Origin of the sequence: Agrococcus carbonis (assembly GCF_900104705.1) — a bacterium.
Taxonomy (GTDB): domain Bacteria; phylum Actinomycetota; class Actinomycetes; order Actinomycetales; family Microbacteriaceae; genus Agrococcus; species Agrococcus carbonis.
Genome location: NZ_LT629734.1, coordinates 2,598,458 through 2,618,717 on the forward strand (window position 1 = coordinate 2,598,458; position 20,260 = coordinate 2,618,717).

General features: G+C 72.3%; 17 protein-coding genes. 14 read left to right on the plus strand and 3 right to left on the minus strand.

Annotation, left to right across the window (positions count from 1 at the left end; all coding sequences use genetic code 11):
* Window positions 1-6: 6 nt before the first annotated feature.
* Window positions 7-1,839: an AMP-dependent synthetase/ligase gene (locus BLT67_RS12455; RefSeq protein WP_231945501.1), complete on the minus strand. Its 1,833-nt coding sequence runs from the start codon at window positions 1,837-1,839 to the stop codon at window positions 7-9.
* Between the two features lie 128 nt (window positions 1,840-1,967).
* Between BLT67_RS12455 and BLT67_RS12460 the strand changes: the two genes are divergently transcribed.
* A complete protein-coding gene (locus tag BLT67_RS12460) occupies window positions 1,968-2,675 on the plus strand; it encodes a lysophospholipid acyltransferase family protein (RefSeq protein WP_092667305.1) in 708 nt (235 codons plus the stop codon).
* A 64-nt stretch (window positions 2,676-2,739) separates the two neighbouring features.
* Window positions 2,740-4,122: a class II 3-deoxy-7-phosphoheptulonate synthase gene (locus BLT67_RS12465; RefSeq protein WP_092667306.1), complete on the plus strand. Its 1,383-nt coding sequence runs from the start codon at window positions 2,740-2,742 to the stop codon at window positions 4,120-4,122.
* 34 nt (window positions 4,123-4,156) lie between these two features.
* Here BLT67_RS12465 and pknB read toward each other — a convergent pair whose 3' ends face one another.
* On the minus strand, window positions 4,157-6,079 hold the full coding sequence (gene pknB, locus BLT67_RS12470) for a Stk1 family PASTA domain-containing Ser/Thr kinase (RefSeq protein ID WP_231945502.1): 1,923 nt from the start codon (window positions 6,077-6,079) through the stop codon (window positions 4,157-4,159).
* A 78-nt stretch (window positions 6,080-6,157) separates the two neighbouring features.
* Here pknB and BLT67_RS12475 point away from each other — a divergent pair, with 78 nt between their 5' ends.
* Together BLT67_RS12475 and BLT67_RS12480 are read left to right on the plus strand one after the other, a co-directional pair.
* Window positions 6,158-6,505 carry an Rv2175c family DNA-binding protein gene (locus BLT67_RS12475; RefSeq protein ID WP_331712144.1) on the plus strand — a complete coding sequence of 116 codons (348 nt, stop codon included), beginning with the start codon at window positions 6,158-6,160 and terminating at the stop codon, window positions 6,503-6,505.
* Window positions 6,506-6,916: 411 nt separating this feature from the next.
* Entirely contained in the window at window positions 6,917-7,246 is a 330-nt protein-coding gene (locus BLT67_RS12480; protein WP_092667307.1) for a GIY-YIG nuclease family protein, read from the plus strand.
* Window positions 7,247-7,401: 155 nt separating this feature from the next.
* Here BLT67_RS12480 and BLT67_RS12485 read toward each other — a convergent pair whose 3' ends face one another.
* Window positions 7,402-8,514: a polyprenyl synthetase family protein gene (locus BLT67_RS12485; protein WP_157674354.1), complete on the minus strand. Its 1,113-nt coding sequence runs from the start codon at window positions 8,512-8,514 to the stop codon at window positions 7,402-7,404.
* A gap of 73 nt (window positions 8,515-8,587) precedes the next feature.
* Between BLT67_RS12485 and BLT67_RS12490 the strand changes: the two genes are divergently transcribed.
* From BLT67_RS12490 to ftsW, 10 genes are all read left to right on the plus strand, one after another.
* Window positions 8,588-8,965 (plus strand): DUF3040 domain-containing protein, encoded by a 378-nt coding sequence (locus tag BLT67_RS12490; RefSeq protein ID WP_092667309.1) that lies wholly within the window; start codon window positions 8,588-8,590, stop codon window positions 8,963-8,965.
* Window positions 8,966-9,351: 386 nt separating this feature from the next.
* The gene (gene mraZ, locus BLT67_RS12495) at window positions 9,352-9,783 is read left to right on the plus strand and encodes a division/cell wall cluster transcriptional repressor MraZ (protein WP_092667310.1); all 432 of its coding nucleotides are present in this window, start codon (window positions 9,352-9,354) and stop codon (window positions 9,781-9,783) included.
* Between the two features lie 97 nt (window positions 9,784-9,880).
* Window positions 9,881-10,885 carry a 16S rRNA (cytosine(1402)-N(4))-methyltransferase RsmH gene (rsmH, locus tag BLT67_RS12500; RefSeq protein WP_092667311.1) on the plus strand — a complete coding sequence of 335 codons (1,005 nt, stop codon included), beginning with the start codon at window positions 9,881-9,883 and terminating at the stop codon, window positions 10,883-10,885.
* The gene (locus BLT67_RS13560) at window positions 10,882-11,532 is read left to right on the plus strand and encodes a hypothetical protein (protein WP_172802027.1); all 651 of its coding nucleotides are present in this window, start codon (window positions 10,882-10,884) and stop codon (window positions 11,530-11,532) included. The genes rsmH and BLT67_RS13560 overlap by 4 nt, the downstream gene beginning before the upstream one ends.
* Before the next feature lie 97 nt (window positions 11,533-11,629).
* Complete coding sequence (locus BLT67_RS12505) at window positions 11,630-13,417, plus strand: peptidoglycan D,D-transpeptidase FtsI family protein (RefSeq protein WP_172802028.1); 1,788 nt, start codon at window positions 11,630-11,632, stop codon at window positions 13,415-13,417.
* 31 nt (window positions 13,418-13,448) lie between these two features.
* Window positions 13,449-15,023: a Mur ligase family protein gene (locus tag BLT67_RS12510; RefSeq protein ID WP_092667313.1), complete on the plus strand. Its 1,575-nt coding sequence runs from the start codon at window positions 13,449-13,451 to the stop codon at window positions 15,021-15,023.
* Window positions 15,023-16,441, plus strand: coding sequence for a UDP-N-acetylmuramoyl-tripeptide--D-alanyl-D-alanine ligase (locus BLT67_RS12515; protein ID WP_092667314.1), 1,419 nt, complete (start codon window positions 15,023-15,025; stop codon window positions 16,439-16,441). The genes BLT67_RS12510 and BLT67_RS12515 overlap by 1 nt, the downstream gene beginning before the upstream one ends.
* On the plus strand, window positions 16,441-17,544 hold the full coding sequence (mraY, locus tag BLT67_RS12520) for a phospho-N-acetylmuramoyl-pentapeptide-transferase (protein ID WP_092667315.1): 1,104 nt from the start codon (window positions 16,441-16,443) through the stop codon (window positions 17,542-17,544). The genes BLT67_RS12515 and mraY overlap by 1 nt, the downstream gene beginning before the upstream one ends.
* Entirely contained in the window at window positions 17,541-19,052 is a 1,512-nt protein-coding gene (murD, locus tag BLT67_RS12525) for a UDP-N-acetylmuramoyl-L-alanine--D-glutamate ligase (protein ID WP_092667316.1), read from the plus strand. The genes mraY and murD overlap by 4 nt, the downstream gene beginning before the upstream one ends.
* Window positions 19,018-20,259, plus strand: coding sequence for a putative lipid II flippase FtsW (gene ftsW / locus BLT67_RS12530; protein WP_092667317.1), 1,242 nt, complete (start codon window positions 19,018-19,020; stop codon window positions 20,257-20,259). The genes murD and ftsW overlap by 35 nt, the downstream gene beginning before the upstream one ends.
* Window position 20,260: the final 1 nt, after the last annotated feature.

The window sequence follows — 20,260 nt, forward strand, 5'->3', positions numbered from 1 at the left end:
CGCCGCTCAGTCGACGTCGTGCGCCGTGGAGTTCGACGCGTAGATGTCGTCGATCTGGGCGGCGAAGTCCTGCAGGATGTTGTGCCGCTTGATCGACATCTTGGGCGTCAGGTGGCCGTTGGCCTCGATGAACTCGATGGGGAGGATCGCGAACTTCCTCACCGACTCGGCGCGGGAGACCTGCTTGTTGGCGCGCTGGATCGCCGAGCGGACCTCCTCGATCACCGCGGGGTGCGCGGCGGCCTCCTCGAGCGACATCGAGCCGTCGTGCCCGTTGTTCGCGAGCCACGTCGCGAGCATCTCGGAGTCGAGGGTGATGAGCGCGGCGACGAACTTGCGCTGATCGCCCACGACGACGGGCTGGCCGACGATCGTGTTCGCGCGGATCGGGTCCTCGAGGGTGTTCGGCGCGACGTTCTTGCCGCCGGCGGTGACGATGAGCTCCTTCTTGCGGCCCGTGATGGTGAGGTAGCCGTCGGCGTCGAGCGCGCCGATGTCGCCGGTGCGGAACCAGCCGTCCTCGGTGAACGCCTCGGCGGTGGCCTGCTCGTTCTTCCAGTAGCCGTCGAAGACGCACACGCCCTTCGCGAGCACCTCGCCGTCCTCCGCGATGCGCACGCCGTTGCCCGGCAGCGCCGGTCCCACGGTGCCGATCTTGAACTTGTCGGGCAGGTTCACCGTCACGGGCGCCGTCGTCTCGGTGAGGCCGTAGCCCTCGAGGATCCGGATGCCGAGCGAGCGGTAGAAGTGCGCGAGGAACGTGCCGAGCGGTGCCGAACCCGAGACGGCGTACTTGACGTTGCCGCCGAGCGCGGTGCGCAGCTTCTTGAGCACGAGCGCGTCGAGCACCGCGAAGCGCAGCTTGAGGCCGAGCGGCACGTGCCCGGCGTCGAGCGCCTTCGAGTGCGCGACGGCGGCGTGCGCGGCGGCGCGGAAGATCTTGCCCTTGCCGCCTGCCTCCGCCTTCTGCTCGCTCGCGTTGTAGACCTTCTCGAAGACGCGGGGGACCGCGAGGAAGAACGTCGGCTTGAACGAGCCCATCGAGGGCAGCAGCTTCTTGGTGTCGGACTGGTGGCCGACCCGCACCGCCGCCGCGACGCCGAGCACCGAGATGAAGCGGGCGAAGACGTGCGCCTGGGTCACGAACAGCAGCGTCGACGAGCCGGGGCCGACGACCTCGGCGAGCGCCGTCTTGGCGTTCCGGCACAGCTCGACGAAGTTGGCGTGCGTGAGCATCGTGCCCTTGGGCCTGCCGGTCGAGCCCGAGGTGTAGATGAGCGTCGCGAGGTCGGCGCCGTCGGCGAGTGCGCGGCGGCGCTCGATCTCGTCGTCGGCGACATCCTTGCCCTGTTCGACGAGGCGGTCGAGGTCGCCGCGGTCGATGCGCCACACGTCGGTGACTGCAGGGAGGTCGCCGTGCGCCTCGTCGAAGCGCGAGACGAGCTCGGCGTCCTCGAGGATGACGCGCGTCGCGCCGCTGTCCGAGAGGATCCACTGGATCTGCGAGGGCGCCGAGGTCTCGTAGACCGGCACCATGCGGGCACCGGCGTAGAAGAGCGCGAAGTCGACGAGCGAGAACTCGTAGCGCACCTTGCACATGAAGCCGACGAAGTCGCCCGGCTGCACGCCGGCGGCGACGAAGCCCTTGGCGAGGGCGACCACCTGGCGGCGGAACTCCGTGCTCGAGATGTCGCGCCAGCCCTCGCCGTCGGGGACTGCGAACAGGGGAGCGTCGGGGTACTGCCGCACCGTGTCCTCGAGCAGGTCGGTGATGTTGGCCTGAGGATCGGCGGCGACGACGGGCGGGACGACCCCCTCGGGGGCGGTGAGCTCTGGCACTGGGACTCCTTCGGCGTGCGTGCGTCGCTCCAGTCTAGGGTCGGCGCGCCGCCGGGGACGGCAGCGCGGACGCATGTCCGGGGCAGGCGCTCGCCTGCCCTAGGCTCGTGGGGCGAACGGGAGGTGCGATGTTCTACTGGCTGCTGCGGCACTGGATCGTCGGTCCGTACATGACACGGGTCTTCCGGCCGTGGGTGGTCGGGCTCGAGAACATCCCCGAGCACGGCGGCGCGATCATCGCCGGCAACCACCTCTCGGTGATCGACTCCTTCCTCATGCCGCTCGTGCTCGACCGTCGGGTCTACTTCCTCGCGAAGTCCGACTACTTCACCGGCAAGGGGCTCAAGGGCAAGCTCGTGCGCTGGTTCTTCCTCGGCGTCGGTCAGCTTCCGATGGATCGCTCGGGCGGCTCGAAGAGCTCGCAGAGCCTCGACGCCGCGCTCGAGAAGCTGCAGGAGGGCCAGCTCATCGGCATCTACCCCGAGGGCACGCGCAGCCCCGACGGGAAGCTCTACCGCGGCCGCACCGGCGTCGCCCGCATGGTGCTCGACGCCCGCGTGCCGGTCGTGCCGTGCGTCATGGTCGACACCGAGAAGGTCATGCCCATCGGCCGCAGCCTGCCGCGCGTCGGCCGCATCGGCATCATCTTCGGCGAGCCGCTCGACTTCTCGCGCTACTACAACCTCGAGGGCGACCGCTTCGTGCTGCGCTCGATCACCGACGAGATCATGGTGACGCTCAACCGCATCTCCGACCAGGAGTACGTCGACGTCTACGCATCGAGCGTCAAGGCCCGGGTCGAGGCGGAGCGCAAGGCGCTCGCCGCCCGTCGCTGAGCACACGCCCCGCAGTAGACTGGGATGTCGGCGCACCTCGGCGCCGCCCGACATTGAGGCACGCATGACTGACACGATCGCGACCCCCGGCCTTCTGGAGCACGGCTCCATCGAGCAGGGCCTCGACGCGTATCGCGCACTGCCGATCAAGCAGCAGCCCACGTGGCTCGACGAGGCAGAGGTCGAGCGCGTGCGTCGCGAGCTGCGCAGCGCCCCGCCGCTCGTGTTCGCGGGCGAGGTCGACATGCTGCGCGACCGGCTCGCCGCCGCGGCGCGCGGCGAGGCCTTCCTGCTGCAGGGCGGCGACTGCGCCGAGACGTTCGCGGGCGCGACGGCCGACAACATCCGCAGCCGGGTGAAGACCATCCTGCAGATGGCGGTCGTGCTCACCTACGGCGCCGCGATGCCCGTCATCAAGATGGGCCGCATGGCGGGCCAGTTCGCGAAGCCTCGCTCGAGCGACTCCGAGACCCGCGGCGACCTGACGCTCCCGGCCTACCGCGGCGACATCGTCAACGGCTACGACTTCACGCCCGAGTCGCGCGCGGCCGACCCGCAGCGCATCCTGCGCGGCTACCACATGGCCGCCTCGACGCTGAACCTCGTGCGCGCGTTCACGCAGGGCGGCTTCGCCGACCTGCGGCAGGTGCATTCCTGGAACAAGGGCTTCGCCGAGAACCCCTCGTTCGCGCGCTACGAGGCGCTCGCCGCCGAGATCGACCGCGCCGTGCGCTTCATGGAGGCCGCGGGCGCCAACTTCGACGAGCTCAAGGGCGTCGAGTTCTTCACGGGCCACGAGGGCCTGCTCATGGACTACGAGCGCCCGCTCACGCGCATCGACTCGCGCACGGGCCTCGCCTACAACACCTCGAGCCACTTCCAGTGGATCGGGGAGCGCACCCGCGAGCTCGACGGCGCGCACGTCGACTTCTTCTCGCGCGTGCGCAACCCCATCGGCGTGAAGCTCGGTCCCACGACGACGCCCGCCGACATGGAGGCGCTCGTCGACCGGCTCGACCCCGAGCGCGAGCCCGGCCGCCTCACGTTCATCACCCGCATGGGCGCCGGCCGCATCCGCGACGTCCTGCCGGGCCTGCTCGAGGCCTCGAAGTCGCTCGAGTCGACGCCGCTGTGGGTCACCGACCCGATGCACGGCAACGGCATCACGACGAAGAACGGCTACAAGTCGCGCCGCTTCGACGACGTGGTCGACGAGGTGCGCGGCTTCTTCGAGGCGCACCGCCAGGTCGGCACGTTCCCGGGCGGCATCCACGTCGAGCTCACCGGCGACGACGTCACCGAGTGCCTCGGCGGCTCGGAGGACATCGACGAGGTCGCGCTCGAGTCGCGCTACGAGTCGCTGTGCGACCCGCGCCTGAACCACATGCAGTCGCTCGAGCTCGCGTTCCTCGTGGCCGAGGAGCTGCGGGCCGCGCCGCGCCCGTAGCGGCAGCCGGGCGGATGCGCGGGCGGCGGCCGCGCTAGAAGGTCGCGTCGAGCACGACGGTCGAGCCCACCTCGACCTCGGTGCCCGCCTCGGTGCCCTGCGAGACGATGTTCGCGCCCGTGAGGCTCCAGAGCGCCTCGGGCACGTTCGTCTGCAGGTCAGGCTCGAGCTCGGCCTCGCGGATCGTGTCGAGCGCCTCCTGGATGGGCAGGCCCACGACATCCGGCACCGCCACGAGCCGCGGACCGAGGGAGACGACGCCGGTGACGGTGTCGCCCGGGCGCAGGTAGCGATCGGTCGGCCACGCGAGCGAGATGAGGCGGCCCTGCTCGACGTCGCTCGAGTGCTCCTCGGCCGAGAAGTCGACGCGCAGGCCCGCCTCCTCGAGCGCGGCCCGCGCATCCGTCGCCACCTGGCCGGCCTCGGCCGGCACCGGGCCGAGCGAGACGCGCAGGCGGATGGGTGAGCGCTCCTCGAGCTCGTCGAGCTCCGACAGCGCGGTGCCGTCGGGCGCGAAGCCCTCGAGCACGGTGCCGGCGTCGCGCGCGTCGAAGACCTCGTCGACGTCGTCGGCGACGCGGAACTCGGCCTCCTCGATCGCGGCCCGAGCCTGCTCGAGCGGGATGCCCGCGACCTCCGGCACCGGGAGGCTCCGGCGGCCCGATGAGATGACGAGCTGCACGGCGTCGCGGTTGCCGATCTCGGTGCCGGCCGGGGGATCGGTGCGGAGCGCCGCACCGGCGGGCACGTCGTAGTGCGGCTCGGTCACGCGCTCGGCCACCTCGATGCCCTGCGCCGCGAGCAGCTCGACCGCGACGGCCTCCGGCTCGCCCGCGACCTCGGGCACTGTCGAGACCCCTCCCGGGCCGCCGTTGAACCACCAGCCGACGCCGGCGGCGAGCAGCGCGCCGAGCAGGACGAGCCCGAGCCACAGCACGCCGCGGCGCCGGCGCACGGTGACGCGGCGCGAGAGCGCGACCGTCGCCGCGCCGTCGCCCGCGTCGTGCACGACCTCGGGCTCGGGGATGACGGCGCGGCGCTTGCTCGGCCGCTCGATGATCGTCGTCGTGCGGTCGTCCTCGGAGACCGACGGCAGCACGGTCGTCGGGGTGTCGATGCCCCGTTCGCGGATCGCGTGCAGCTCGGCGAGCATCTCGCCCGCGTCGGCGGGCCGCAGGTTGGGCTCGCGCTGCGTCGCCCAGTGCACGAGCGAGTCGAGCGCCTCGGGGATCCCGGGGGCCTTGCTCGAGGGCAGCGGCACGTCGTCGTTGGCGTGCTGGTAGGCGATCTGCATCGGCTCGTCGCCCGTGAAGGGCTGCGCGCCGGTGAGCATCTCGAAGAGCATGATGCCGACGGCGTAGATGTCGCTGCGGGTGTCGGCGACGCCGCGGGTGACGAGCTCGGGGGAGAGGTAGGCGATGGTGCCGAGCAGCGCCTTGCCGGTCGCGGTGTTGGCGTGCGCGGCCCGGGCGAGGCCGAAGTCGCCGATCTTGATGCGGCCGTCGTGCGCGAGCAGGATGTTCTCGGGCTTGAGGTCGCGGTGCACGATGCCCGCGCGGTGCGCGGCGGCGAGGCCGGCGAGCACCGCCTCGAGCACGTCGAGCGACTGCTCGGGCGTGATGCGGCCGCGCTCGCCGAGCAGGTCTCGGAGCGTGATGGAGGGCACGAGCTCCATGACGAGCCACGCGAGGTCGCCGTCCTCGCCCTGGTCGTAGGTGTTGACGACGTTCGGGTGCGCGAGGCGGGCTGCGGCCCTCGCCTCCTGGATGAAGCGCTCGCGGAAGTCGGGGTCGTCCCCGAGGTGCGGATGCATGACCTTGACGGCGACCTTGCGGTCGAGCCGTCGGTCGACCGCCTCGTAGACGCTCGCCATGCCGCCGCGCGCGATGCGGTCGCCCACCTCGTAGCGGCGGTCGATCAGCCGTCCGATGACGGGATCGCGGGGGTCGACGGGCACCCACAGAGGATAGGCGCTGCTGTGCTCGCGAGGGGTGTTCCACGCCGCGTCGCGCGGGAGTCAGGGCATGATGGATGCGTGACGCAAGACGTTGAGGCGCAGGACGCCGTGTGGCTCACCGTGCCCGACCTCGTCGAGATGCTCGACGAGCCGGTCGGGCGCATCCATCGACTGATCCAGGAGCACCGCCTGCCGGCCACGCGCCGGAACGGTCCGCTGCAGGTGCCCGCCGCGTGCATCCGTGACGGCGAGCCGATGTCGGAGGTGCGCGGCACGCTGCTCGTGCTGCTCGACCTCGGCTTCACCGAGGACGAGGCGATCGACTGGCTGCTCGGCGACGACGACGCGCTCGGCACGACGCCGATCGACGCGCTCCGCCAGGGCCGCAAGGCCGAGGTGCGCCGCGTCGCCCAGACGCAGGGCTGAGCGACCCCCTCGCTGATCGAGCAGCGCGAAGCGCCCCTCGCTGATCGAGTAGCGCGAAGCGCGTATCGAGATCCGCCGCCGCTTCGCTGATCGAGTAGCGCGAAGCGCGTATCGAGATCCGCAGCCCCCTCGCTGATCGAGTAGCGCGAAGCGCGTATCGAGATCCCGCTGTCCCCTCGCTGATCGAGTAGCGCGAAGCGCGTATCGGGATCCGCCGTCGCTTCGCTGATCGAGTAGCGCGAAGCGCGTATCGAGATCCGCCGTCGCTTCGCTGATCGAGTAGCGCGAAGCGCGTATCGGGATCCGCCGCCCCCTCGCTGATCGAGTAGCGCGAAGCGCGTATCGGGATCCCGCTCCACAGGCAGCGCATCCCACGAACGTCTGCCGGCCCCGCCATGGCACCCTCTGCCGATGCCATGGGTCTACATCCTCCGCTGCAGCGACGGCTCGACCTACGTCGGGAGCACCCGCGACATCGATCGCCGCGTGGATCAGCATCAGCGCGGGGCGGGCGCTGAGTACACGCGGCGCCGACTCCCAGTCGAGCTCGCCTTCGCGCACTTCGACGAGTCGGTAGCTGCCGCGTTCGCGCTCGAGAAGCAGATCCAGGGATGGAGCCGGGCCAAGCGCGAGGCGCTCATCCTGGGCGACTTCGAAGGGATCGCTCGAGCGGCGAAGAAGCGCGACTGGGAGGGGTTCCGGCGGCGACGCGGCGCGACGGAGCGCGGGGAGCTCTCGTGATCTCGATACGCGGTTCGCGCTACTCGATCACCGAGGGTGGGGGAGGCGCGGGGTGTGATCTCGATACGCGCTGCGCGCTACTCGATCACCGAGGGAAGTGCTGCTCGATCACCGAGGCAGGCGCGGTGCGGGCGCCGGGTGCGGCTCGCCGCTCCCTAGCGGTCGCGCTTCGCGACCGAGTCGGCGAGCCGCTCGAGCTCGAGCACGGCCGAGCGCGACAGGTCGCCGTCGTGGAGGGACTCGAGCGCCTCGCCGACCGCGCGGTCGATGAGCGCCTCGAGGCGCTGCGGTGCCTCGGAGCGCTGGATCGCGTCCTGCAGGATGGCGATCTGCCGCTCGTCGAGCTCGCGGTCGCCGAGCAGCTCGTCGAGCATCGTGCGCACACCGGGCGTGAGTCGTTGGCGGGCGATCTCGACGAGCACCGTGCGCTTGCCCTCGCGCAGGTCGTCGCCCGCGGGCTTGCCCGTCACCTCGGGGTCGCCGAAGACGCCCAGCAGGTCGTCGCGCATCTGGAACGCGATCCCGACCGGCAGCCCGTAGCCCGCGAGCGCCTCGAGCTGCCCGGGCTCGCCCCCGGCCAGCAGCGCGCCGAGCGTCAGCGGCGCCTCGACGGAGTACTTCGCCGACTTGTAGACCGCGACCGTGTGCGCCCGGTCGAGCAGGGCGGCGGGGTCCTGCCGGATCCACGCGGCCTCCTCGAGCACGTCGAGGTACTGCCCGAAGGTCACCTCCTCGCGCATGCGGCGGTAGGCGTCGTGCACCGCGTGGCCGCGCGCCGTCCCGCGGCATGCCCGCAGCATCCGGTCGTCGGCCCAGTTGAGCAGCAGGTCGCCCACGAGCACGGCGGCGTGCTGGCCCCAGGCGCCCGCGTCGCCGACCCATTCGCCGTCGCGGTGCATCGCCTCGAGCGCGCGGTGCATCGCCGGGCGACCGCGGCGGGTGTCCGACTGGTCGATGATGTCGTCGTGCACGAGCGCAGCGGCGTGGAAGAGCTCGATCGCGGTGGCGACGCCCACCGCGTCGTGCCACTCGGGGTCCTGCTCGGTGCCCGTGGTGTGGGATGCGTCAGGCCGCGCGGCCGTGACCGCGTGCCACCCCCAGAGCACGAAGGCGCTGCGCACGCGCTTGCCGCCCGAGACGAGGTCGCGGACGAGGCGCAGCAGCGGGCCGGCGTCGCTCGAGAGCTCGGTCAGTGCCCGCTCGCGCTCGTCGAGGTACTGCTGGATCGAGGACTCGACGGCCTGGGCGAAGCGCTGCTGTGCTGACACAAGACACATGCTATTGACAGGGTGAGGACGTAGACTGTCGTTCCGCACCGGTTGAGCACGAAGGGGGTGCGAGATGGGCCTCTCCGAGCACGAGCAGCGACTGCTCGACGAGATGGAGCGCAATCTCTACAAGCACGAGGCCGACATCGTCAACACGTCGGCCGGTCCCCGCACCGTCAACTACACGAAGGTCGCGGTCGGCGTGCTCGGCGTCGTGCTGGGCCTCGTGCTCGTCGTCATCGGCGTGAGCATGAAGCTCGCGATCATCGGCGTCGCCGGCTTCGCCGTCGCGGTCGGCGGTGCGCTGTGGGCGCTCTCCGCCTCGCGTCCCGCGACGGGCGACGAGGCCGCCGCGCGCGGCACGGCGAGCGAGGGCCCGGCCGCTGCGAAGCACGGCCCGAGCCTCATGGAGCGCCTGTCCCAGGAGTGGGACGACCGCAACCAGCGCTAGCGCTCCTCCACCTCCCTCCACCCACCAGGGCCGATCCGTCAGGGTCGGCCCTCTCTCGTGCCCTCGCGCCGCTCGGTCGTGCGCGCGGGCGGTCGTTGCGTGCCCGAGATCCGCCCGCGCCCGCGCGGGCGCGGCCGCGGCGCCGCGCCCCGCTCGTGCGCCTCCCAGCGCGGCAGCGCCTGGGCGCTGTGCCGCGTGTGCATGCCCGTGATGCTCCCGCACGTCACGATCCGCGCCAAACCCCTCCACTGGCTTTCGCCGCGCCAATATTGGGCAGTCGGCGTGTTCCTTAGCAGATTCTGAGACTAGGTGGCGGTATGTGGAGTACAGTGGAGGAAGCCGGCGGACGCTGGCGGATCTCGTAAGGCCGGACGAGAGGGGGCGGAGTGTTCCTCGGCACCCACACGCCCAAGCTCGACGACAAGGGCCGCGTGATCCTCCCCGCCAAGTTCCGGCAGGAGCTCGAGGGCGGCCTCGTCCTCACCCGCGGCCAGGAGCGCTGCATCTACGTCTTCTCCATGCGCGAGTTCGAGCGCGTCCACGAGCAGATCCGGCAGGCGCCGCTCACCTCGGCCGGTGCGCGCGACTTCCTGCGGCTCTTCCTCTCGGGCGCCTCGAGCGAGCAGGCCGACAGCCAGCACCGCGTGACGATCCCGGCGAACCTGCGCGAGTACGCGGGGCTCGGGCGCGAGCTCACCGTCATCGGTGCCGGCTCCCGCGCCGAGATCTGGGACACCGCGGCCTGGAACGAGTACTACGCGGCCAAGGAGGCCGACTTCGCGAGCACGACGGAGGAGGTGATCCCCGGCATCTTCTGACCCTGGCCGTGACCCTCAGCTGGTCGCCGCGCCGCACCTTCCCCGGTGGCGCGTCGAGCGGATGGGGATCAGGGCCCGGGAGGAGGAGGGAGACGACATGGACGCATCCGAGCTCCACACCCCCGTCATGCTCGAGCGCACGCTCGGGCTGCTCGCCCCCGCGATCGAGGCCGCGACGGCCGCCGGCCGCACGCCCGTCGTCGTCGACGGCACGCTCGGCATGGGCGGCCACACCGAGGCGATGCTCGCTGCGCACCCGACGCTCGTCGTCGCCGGCATCGACCGCGACCCCGACGCGATCCGGCTCGCGGGGGAGCGCCTCGCGCGATTCGGCGACCGCTTCCGCCCCGTCCAGGCGACCTACGACCGCATCGACCTCGCGCTCGAGGCCGCGGGCGCCGACGCCGCCGACGGCATCCTGCTCGACCTCGGCGTCTCGAGCCTGCAGCTCGACGCCGCCGACCGCGGCTTCGCCTACGCGAAGGACGCGCCGCTCGACATGCGCATGGGCCAGGCGGGCGACGTGACCGCCGCGACGATCCTCGCCGAGCGCGACGCCCGCGAGCTCGCGCGCCTGTTCAAGGTGTACGGCGACGAGAAGCTCGCCGACCGCTACGCCCGGGCGATCGTCGCGGCGCGCGCCGAGCGCCCGATCGAGACCTCGGCGCAGCTCGTCGACATCCTGCAGGCGGCGACGCCGCGCGCGGTCGCCAACCAGGGCCACCCCGCCAAGCGGGTCTTCCAGGCGCTGCGCATCGAGGTCAACCAGGAGCTCGCGATCCTCGAGCGCACGATGCCCGCCGCGATCGACGCGCTCGCCGTCGGCGGCCGCCTCGTCGTGCTCGCCTACCAGTCGCTCGAGGACCGCATCGTCAAGCGCGCGCTGCAGGCCGCGGCCTCGTCGACCGCGCCGCGCGACCTGCCGGTCGAGCTGGCCGAGCACGCGCCGCACCTGCGGCTCCTCGTGCGCGGCGCCGAGCTCGCCGACGACGCCGAGCGCGCGGCCAACCCCCGGTCCGCGCCCGTCCGCCTCCGCGCCGCAGAGCGCATCCGCCCCGTCCATCCCTCAGACGACCGACCGCACCGTGAGGAGCAGTCATGACCGACGTCGCCTACGCCCAGCCGCACTTCGAGCCGCACCCCCAGCCGCAGCCGGAGCCGCGACGGGAGCGACACCTGCGGGCGCTGCCCGCGCCCAGCGTGCGCCGCGCACCGCGCCTCGTGCACGGCGTGCTCGCGCTCACGGGGCTGGTCGGCATCGTCGCCGCCCAGCTCGGCCTCTCGGTGGTGATCAGCCAGGGCGCCTACGACCTCGGCGCCCTCTCCGCCGAGTCGAGCGCGCTCGCCCGCACCGAGCAGACCCTCGCCGAGGAGGTCGCGGTGCTCTCGTCGCCGCAGCACGTCGCGGTCGCCGCCGACGACCTCGGCATGCTCGCGGGCCAGCCGTCGCAGTTCCTCACCCTCTCGGGCGAGGCGACCGCGGGGGGCCCGGATGCGCTGCACATGCAGGTGCCCGCGCTCGACCGCTTCGGCATGTACGTGCCGAACGCGCTGCTGCAGTCGCAGCCGGCGACCGCGGCGGCGGTCGCCGACGTGCGCGCCGCGATCGAGCCGTACCCGGGCATGCTGCTGCCGGCCTCGGAGTCGTCGCCCGCACCCGCGGAGGCCGCGACGCCGGCGCCGGCGACCGCGCAGCAGCCCGACCAGCCCGCGCCCGGCACGCTGCTGCCGGCGAACGCGGCCGAGTGAGGCGTGGCGGCGCGCTGCGGCGGCCGGCCGCCGCTACCGTGCTGACGGCTCGATGCGAGCCCGCCTGCACCCGCAGGCGCGAGAGGCGGAGGTGACCGTGGCAGCCAGGCGCACCCGATCGCGCACGAGGATCCGCACCGCGATCGTCGCCGTGCTGACCTTCGCGCTGCTCGCGACCTTCGTCGTGCGGCTCGCCGACATCCAGCTCGTGCGCGCCGAGGCGCTCAACGCCGAGGCGGATGGGCGGCGCGGGGTCACGCAGACGCTCTTCGGCACGCGCGGCCCCATCGTCGACGCGAACGGCACGGTGCTCGCCGAGAGCGTCGATCGGTGGGACCTCACGATCTCGCCGCAGTACACGCGCGACCTGCAGCCCGGCATCGACCCCGTCGACGAGCTCATGACGGTGGGGGATGCGCTCATCGCGATCGGCGGCATCACCGGTGACGACCCGCGCGACCTGCAGGCGATGATCTACGCCGAGCTCGAGCGCGACCCCGACTCCGACTACCTCATGCTCTCGACGGGCCTCGACGCGCGGCAGTTCGAGGCGGTGCGCGACCTGCGCATCCCGTGGGTGTACCTGCGGCTCAACCCGCAGCGCGTCTACCCGGCGGGAGCGGTCGCCGGCAACCTCGTGGGCTTCATGGGCACCGACGATCCGCTCGCGGGCATCGAGCGCAGCCACGACGCGTGCCTCGCGCCCACCGATGGCCAGCGCATGTTCGACCGCTCGGCCGACGGCACGCCCATCCCGGGCTCGATCACGACCACGCCCGCCGTCGACGGCGGCACGGTGCAGCTCACGATCGACGCCGACGTGCAGTACCAGGTGCAGCAGCTCACGGCGCAGTACACGTCGCAGCTGCGCGCCCGCAGCGGCACCTCGGTCGTGATGCGGGCGGACGGCACCGTCGTCGCCGTCGCCGAGTCGACGACCGTCGATCCCAACGACCCCACGGGCACCGCAGCGAAGGACCGCGGCTCGCGCGCCTTCACCTCGGCGTACGAGCCGGGCTCGATCTGGAAGACGTTCGCGTGGGCCGCGATGCTCGACCTCGGCCTCATCGAGCGCACCGACGAGCTGAGCGTGCCGTGGACGTACGAGGCGCCCGGCGCCCGCGTGCGCGATGCGCACTCGCACGAGCCCAAGCAGTGGACGGCCGCGGGCATCCTCGTCAACTCCTCCAACTCGGGCATGTCCCGCCTCGCCGAGCAGCTCGACCGCGAGGACCTCTACGACTACTTCGACCGCTTCGGCTTCGGCCAGCAGACCGCGGTCGGCTTCGCGGGGGAGCAGGCGGGCGTGCTGCACGACCCCGCGACGCTCGACCCGCAGACGAGCCTCACCTCCCTGTTCGGCCAGGGCCTGTCGGCGACGCCCATCCAGCTCGCCTCCGGCTACCAGGCGATGGCGAACGACGGGGTCCACCTGCCCGTGCGGCTCATCGCCGGCTGCACCGACGCCGAGGGCCAGGTGACGAGCCCCGAGCTGCCCGAGGGCCAGCGGGTCGTGAGCTCCGAGACGGCGGAGTCGACGCTCGAGGTGCTCGAGCACGTCGTCACCGACTACGGCTACGACACCTTCCCGATCGAGGGCTACCGCATCGCAGCGAAGACGGGCACGGCGCAGATGGCCTACGACGACGGATCCGGCTACGACCCCGACCGCATGATGATCTCGGTCGCGGGCGTGTTCCCGGTCGACGACCCGCAGTTCGTGGTCGTCACGCTGTACGACAGCCCCCAGACGATCCGCACGAGCGGCGGGGCCATCCCGGCCTTTCACGATATGGTGAACCTCTTGATCCGCCACTACGACATCCCCCCGAGCACGACCCCAGCACCTGACGTGCCGCTCGAGTGGCCGGCCGAGCAGCCTTGACACCGAGCAGGGCAGACACACTGAGGAGACGATGTCCGTGGTGGGCGTGACCCCGAGGATCCTGCGACCGGAGCACCCCGCCCCGCGGCCCCTCGCGGGCCTCGTCGACGAGTTCGGCCTGCAGGTGGAGGCAGACCTCGACGGCGTCGAGGTCACCGGCATCACCAACGACTCCGGCGACGTGCAGCCCGGCGACATCTTCGCCGCGCTCCCGGGCGCCCGCAGGCACGGCGCCGAGTTCGCCGCCGACGCCGTCGAGCGCGGCGCCGTCGCGGTCGTGACCGACGCCGCGGGCGCGGCCCTGCTGCGCACCGACGCGCCCGTGATCGTGCTCGACGACCCGCGCGCGGCGCTCGGCGAGATCGCCGCGTGGGTCTACCGCACCGCCGAGCAGCCGCCGAAGCTCTTCGGCATCACCGGCACGAACGGCAAGACCTCGACGTCGTTCATGCTCGAGGGCCTGCTGTCGGACCTCGGCTTCGTCACCGGTCTGTCGACGACGGCCGAGCGGCACGTCGGCGACCTCGTCGTCACGTCGAAGCTCACCACCCCCGAGGCGAGCGAGCTGCACGCCCTGCTCGCGCGCATGAAGGAGGCCGGGGTCCGCGCCGCCGTGCTCGAGGTGAGCGCGCAGGCGCTCGAGCGCCACCGCGTCGACGGCGTGCTGTTCGACGTCGTCGCGTTCACGAACCTCAGCCACGACCACCTCGACGACTACGGCTCGATGGAGGCGTACTTCGACGTGAAGCTCGAGCTGTTCACGCCCGACCGCGCCGTGCGCGGCGTCGTGTGTGTCGACACCGACTGGGGGGCGCGCGTCGCCGAGCGCAGCCGCATCCCGGTCACGACCGTGACGAGCGACCCGGAGCGGAGCGCCGACTGGCGCGTCGACATCTGGGAGGAGACGCCGGCGTCGACCTCGTTCACGCTTACGGGCATCGACGGCGGCGCGATCGAGGTGCAGGTGCCGTTCATCGGGCGCCACATGGCCGTCGACGCGGCGATCGCGATCCTCATGCTCGTCGAGGACGGCTTCGAGATCGAGGCGATCGCCGAGGCGATCGACCGCGGCATGCGGCCGACGCTGCCGGGCCGCATCGAGCGGGTCTCGGGCGACAGCGGGCCTGCGGTCTTCGTCGACTACGGCCACAGCCCGGACGCCTTCGCCCAGACACTCGAGGCGCTGCGGCGCGTGACCGAGGGACGCCTCATCATGATGTTCGGCGCCGACGGCGACCGCGATGCGACGAAGCGCGCCGAGATGGGGCGCATCGCCGCCTCGCTCGCCGACGCCGTGGTCGTGACCGACTTCAACCCGCGCACCGAGGATGCCGCGAGCATCCGCGCCCAGGTGCTCGAGGGCGCGCGCGCCGTCGCCGGCGACAAGCCGGTCGTCGAGTCCTCGCCCGAGGAGGCCGCGATCCGCGTCGCGCTCTCGATGGCGGGCCCGGGCGACACCGTGCTGTGGGCAGGCCCGGGCGACGCCGACTACCGCGACGTCGCGGGCGTGCGCGAGCCCTTCGTCGCGCGCGACGAGGCGCGGCTCGCGCTCCACGAAGCTGGCTGGGACGACGGCTCGCTCGGCCGCAGCGGGGACGTGCGCTGATGCTGGGGATGCGGGCGAGCGAGATCGCGCAGGCCGTCGGGGGAGCGCTCCACGGCGACGACGCCCTGGTGACGGGCTCGGTCGAGACCGACTCCCGGCTCGTGACCGCGGGCGGCGTGTTCGTCGCGATGCCCGGCGAGGTCACCGACGGCCACCGCTTCATCGACGCCGCGGTCGAGGCCGGCGCCGCGCTCATCATCGCCGAGCGGCCGCTCGAGCAGCCGGTGCCGCACGTCGTCGTCGAGCAGGGCGTCGTCGCGCTCGGCCTGCTCGCAGCCGAGGTGATCCGGCGGGTGCGCGCGGCGGGCGAGCTCACCGTGATCGGCGTCACCGGCTCGAACGGCAAGACGACGACCAAGAACATGCTGCAGGCGATCCTCGAGGAGCACGGCCCGACCGTGAGCCCCGTGAAGTCGTTCAACAACGAGGTCGGCGCGCCGATGACGATGCTCCGCATCGACGAGGCGACCCGCTACCTCGTGCTCGAGATGGGCGCGAGCGTCGAGGGCGACATCAAGCGCCTCACGGCCATGTCGCATCCGGATGTCGGGGTCGTCCTGAAGGTCGGGCTCGCCCACGCTGGCGAGTTCGGCGGCATCGAGACGACCGCTCGTGCGAAGACCGAGATGGTGAGCGACCTCGCGGAGGACGGCGTCGCGGTGCTCAACCGCGACGACGAGCGCGTGCGGGCGATGGCCGGCGCGACCCGCGCCCGCGTGACCTGGTTCGGGACCGAGCCGGGGCCGGCGGATGAGCCGACGCGCCTGTGGGCCGACGGGATCGACTCGACGCTCGAGGGCACCGTCGCGACCGTGCACCGGCAGGATGCCGACGGCGGCGAGCAGTCGTGGCCGCTGCGCATGCGCATCCTCGGCGAGCACCACGTCATGAACGCGCTCGCCGCGCTCACCGTCGCCGACGCGCTCGGCCTCGACGTCGGCCGGGCGATCGACGCCCTCGCCGGGCTCGAGCGCGCCGAGCGCGGCCGCATGGAGCTGCTCGAGCCGGGCGGCGGCATCACCGTCATCAACGACGCCTACAACGCGAGCCCCGACTCGACCGCGGCGGCGCTGCGCGCCCTCGCGCACATGACGCGGCAGGCCGGGCGCCGCTCGATCGCGGTGCTCGGCGAGATGGCCGAGCTCGGGCCGCACGCCGTCGAGGAGCACGACCGGCTCGGCCGGCTCGCCGTGCGCGTGCGCATCGACCGCCTCATCGTCGTCGGCTCGGGCGCGAAGGCGATCCACGACGCCGCCGAGCTGGAGTCGTCCTTCGGCCAGGAGACGACGTTCGTCGAGACGGCCGACGAGGCTGAGGCGCTGCTGCGCGCCGAGCTCGCCGAGGGCGATGTCGTGCTGTTCAAGTCGTCGAACGTGTCGGGCCTCCAGCCCCTCGCCGAGAGGATCGGAGGGCTCTGATGCTCGTGCTGCTCGCATCGGCGGGGATCGCCCTGCTCGTCTCCCTGCTCGGCACGCCGCTGTTCGTGCGCGTGTTCGCGCGCATCGGCTGGGGGCAGTTCATCCGCGACGACGGTCCGCAGTCGCACCACGTGAAGCGCGGCACGCCCACGATGGGCGGCCTCATCTTCATCGTCGCGACGCTGCTGGGCTACTTCGGCGGCAAGCTGCTCGGGCAGGACGTCCCGACGCTCCCGGCGCTGATGATCCTGCTGCTCATGGTCGGCATGGGCGCGGTCGGCTTCGTCGACGACTTCCTCAAGATCTCGAACCAGCGCTCGCTCGGCCTCGGCGGCTGGGCGAAGGTCGCCGGCCAGGTCGTCGTGTCGGTGCTCTTCGGCGTGCTCGTCATCACGCTGCCGTACGGCAGCGCCGGACGCACGCTCGTCGACCCGGTCATCTCGGGCGTCCGCGACATCCCGTGGCTCGACCTCGCGCCGCTCGGCGCGTTCGGCGGCATCCTGTTCGTGCTCTGGATCCTCATCATGAACGTCTCGGCGTCGAACGCCGTCAACGTGACCGACGGCCTCGACGGGCTCGCGACCGGTGCCGTGATCCTCTCGACGATCGGCTACGCGTTCATCGCGTTCTGGCAGTTCAACCAGTCGTGCTTCGCCGGCGGCGCGGCCGAGGAGAACGCCTACCGCTGCTACAGCGTGCTCGAGCCGCTCGACATCGCGACGCTCGCCGCCACGATCGTCGGCGCGCTCATCGGCTTCCTGTGGTGGAATACGAGCCCCGCGCAGATCTTCATGGGCGACGTCGGGTCGCTCTCGCTCGGCGGGGCGCTCGCGGGCTTCGCGATCATGACCGACACGCACCTGCTGCTGCTGCTCATCGCGGGCCTCCCCATCATCGTCACCGGCTCCGTCATCGTGCAGCGCGCCTACTTCAAGGCGACCGGCGGCAAGCGCGTCTTCCTCATGACGCCGCTCCACCACCACTTCGAGCTCAGGGGCTGGGAGGAGGTGACGATCGTCGTGCGGTTCTGGATCCTCGCCGGCCTGTTCGTCGCCGCCGGCGTCGGGCTGTTCTACTTCGAGTGGTCGATCCACCGCCCATGAGCCGGCTCGACTCCCTCACCTCCTGGCACGCCGACTGGTCGGGCGTGCGTGCGGCCGTGCTCGGCCTCGGCGTCACGGGCTTCGCCGCCGCCGACACGCTCGCCGAGCTCGGCGCATCCGTCACGGTCGTCGCCGAGCGCGTCGACGACGAGCGGCGCACGATCCTCGGCGTGCTCGGCGTGCCGATCGTCGAGGCGGGCCGCGACGACCTGCCCGAGGCGATCGCGGGCGCCCAGGTCGTCATCGCCTCGCCGGGCCTGCGCCCCGACCACCCGTGGCTCGTCGCGGCCGCCGAGCGCGGCATCCCCGTGTGGGGCGACATCGAGCTCGCGTGGCGCGTGCGCGACAAGGTCGAGTCGGCCGAGTGGATCCTCATCACCGGCACGAACGGCAAGACCACGACGACGCAGCTCACGGCGCACATGCTGCGCGAGGCGGGGCTCCGCGTCGCGCCGGTGGGCAACATCGGTACGCCCGTGCTCGACGCGGTGCGCGACCCGGCGGGCTTCGACGCGCTCGTCGTCGAGCTCTCGAGCTTCCAGCTGCACTGGCTGCCCGAGGAGGGCGCGGGCGCGCTCTGGCCGCACTCGGCCGCCGTGCTCAACATCGACGACGACCACCTCGACTGGCACGGGTCGGCGGATGCGTACCGCGCTGCGAAGGCGAAGGTCTACCGGAACGCTCGGGTCGCCGCCGTCTACAGCGTCGAGGACGCGGTGACGCGCACGATGGTCGAGGAGGCCGACGTCGTCGAGGGCTGCCGGGCGATCGGCTTCTCGCTCGGCGTGCCCGGCCCGAGCGACCTCGGCCTCGTCGAGGACGTGCTCGTCGACCGCGCGTTCCTCGACGAGCGCCACCGCCAGGCGCTCGAGCTCGGCTCGCTCGCCGACCTCGAGCCCGCGGGGCTGCGCTCGCCCCACATGACGCGCAACGTGCTCGCCGCCGCGGCCCTCGCGCGCGGCTTCGGCACCGAGCCCGCGCAGGTGCGCGACGCCGTGCGCTCCTTCCAGCTCGACCGGCACCGCACCGAGCTCGTGGACGAGATCGACGGCGTGCGCTTCGTCGACGACTCGAAGGCCACCAACCCGCACGCGGCCGAGGGATCCCTGAGCGCCTTCGACCGGGTCGTCTGGATCGTGGGCGGGCTCTTCAAGGGGGCCGACGTCGCACCGCTCGTCGAGCGGCACCGCGGCCGCCTCGTCGCGGCCGTCGCGATCGGCGCCGACCGGGCGCCGGTGCGCGAGGCGTTCGCGCGACACGCGCCCGGCATCCCGCTCGTCGAGGTCGACACGGCGGACACTGGTGCGGTGATGCGGCTGGCCGTCGAGGCGGCCGCAGCGCACGCCGCGCCGGGCGTGACGGTCCTGCTGGCGCCGGCGGCCGCATCCATGGACCAGTTCGAGGACTACGCACAGCGCGGCGACCGGTTCGCCGAGGCGGTGCGGGCCAGGAGAGAGCGGGAAGGGGGAGCCCATGGCGACAGCGACGGCCCCCACGACCGCGACTGACCTCGCACCCGACGGCTCCGGACGCGTCGAGCGGATGGGGCGGCGCGCGCTCGTGCGCGTGCGCGCGGCGTTCGGCGCGCCGACGCTCAACGCGACGCTCCTGCTCGGCACCGCGCTCTTCCTCGTGGCCTTCGGCCTCGTGATGGTGCTCTCGTCGTCGTCGGTCGAGAGCTACGTCGCGGGCGGCTCGTTCTTCACCGACTTCGCGAAGCAGGGCGCGTTCGCGGCGATCGGCGTGGTCGTCATGCTCATCGCCGCCCGCATGCCCGCGGGCACGTGGCAGCGGGTCGCGTGGATCGCGATCCTGCTCGGCATCGCCCTGCAGGTGCTCGTGTTCACCCCGATCGGCTTCGGCGCGAACGGCAACCGCAACTGGATCGGCGTCGGCGGCGTCTCGATGCAGCCGTCGGAGTTCGTCAAGGTCGCGCTGTGCGTGTGGCTCGCGATGATCATGACGCGCAAGCAGAAGCAGCTCGGCAAGTTCTGGCAGGCGTGGATCCCGGCGGCGCCCGTCGCGGGCCTCTCGATCGGCCTCGTGCTGCTCGGCAGCGATCTCGGCACCGTCGTCATCATGGTCGCGCTCTCGTTCGGCGCGCTGTGGTTCGCGGGTGTCAAGTGGTGGCACCTGCTGCTGCCCGTCGCGGGCCTCGCCGTGCTCGCGGTGCCCGTGGTGCTCTCGAGCCCGTCGCGCATCCGCCGCATCTCGGCGTTCTGGCACGGCTGCACCGACGCCGACTACTACTCCGGTTGCTGGCAGCAGCTCCACGGCACGTGGGCGCTCTCGGCGGGCGGCCTCTTCGGGGTCGGGCTCGGCAACTCGCGCGCGAAGTGGTCGTGGCTGCCGGAGGCCGACAACGACTACATCTTCGCGATCATCGGCGAGGAGCTCGGGCTGCTCGGCGCCGTCGTCGTGCTCGCGCTCTTCGCGCTGCTCGCGTGGACCATGCTGCGCATCGTGCGGCACGCGAAGCAGCAGATGACGCGCGTCGTCACGGGCGCCGCGATGGTGTGGCTCATCGGTCAGGCGCTCGTCAACATCGGCGTCGTGCTGGGCCTCCTGCCCGTGCTCGGCGTGCCGCTGCCGTTCATCTCCTCCGGCGGATCGCAGCTCATCGCGGCGCTGCTCATCATCGGCGTCGTCCTCTCGCTCGAGCGGGTCGACAACCCGAGGGCGAGGGGCGAGGAGCCCCTGGCCGCGGAGGCCTGAC

Excerpts from the sequence above, each read along its gene's own strand:
- BLT67_RS12490 (WP_092667309.1), top strand. The coding sequence starts at position 8,588 with ATGGGCCTCTCCGAGCACGAGCAGCGACTGCTCGACGAGATGGAGCGC.
- mraY (WP_092667315.1), top strand. The coding sequence starts at position 16,441 with ATGCTCGTGCTGCTCGCATCGGCGGGGATCGCCCTGCTCGTCTCCCTG.
- BLT67_RS12460 (WP_092667305.1), top strand. The coding sequence starts at position 1,968 with ATGTTCTACTGGCTGCTGCGGCACTGGATCGTCGGTCCGTACATGACA.
- murD (WP_092667316.1), top strand. The coding sequence starts at position 17,541 with ATGAGCCGGCTCGACTCCCTCACCTCCTGGCACGCCGACTGGTCGGGC.
- BLT67_RS13560 (WP_172802027.1), top strand. The coding sequence starts at position 10,882 with ATGACCGACGTCGCCTACGCCCAGCCGCACTTCGAGCCGCACCCCCAG.
- ftsW (WP_092667317.1), top strand. The coding sequence starts at position 19,018 with ATGGCGACAGCGACGGCCCCCACGACCGCGACTGACCTCGCACCCGAC.
- BLT67_RS12465 (WP_092667306.1), top strand. The coding sequence starts at position 2,740 with ATGACTGACACGATCGCGACCCCCGGCCTTCTGGAGCACGGCTCCATC.
- BLT67_RS12510 (WP_092667313.1), top strand. The coding sequence starts at position 13,449 with ATGTCCGTGGTGGGCGTGACCCCGAGGATCCTGCGACCGGAGCACCCC.
- rsmH (WP_092667311.1), top strand. The coding sequence starts at position 9,881 with ATGGACGCATCCGAGCTCCACACCCCCGTCATGCTCGAGCGCACGCTC.
- BLT67_RS12480 (WP_092667307.1), top strand. The coding sequence starts at position 6,917 with ATGCCATGGGTCTACATCCTCCGCTGCAGCGACGGCTCGACCTACGTC.
- BLT67_RS12515 (WP_092667314.1), top strand. The coding sequence starts at position 15,023 with ATGCTGGGGATGCGGGCGAGCGAGATCGCGCAGGCCGTCGGGGGAGCG.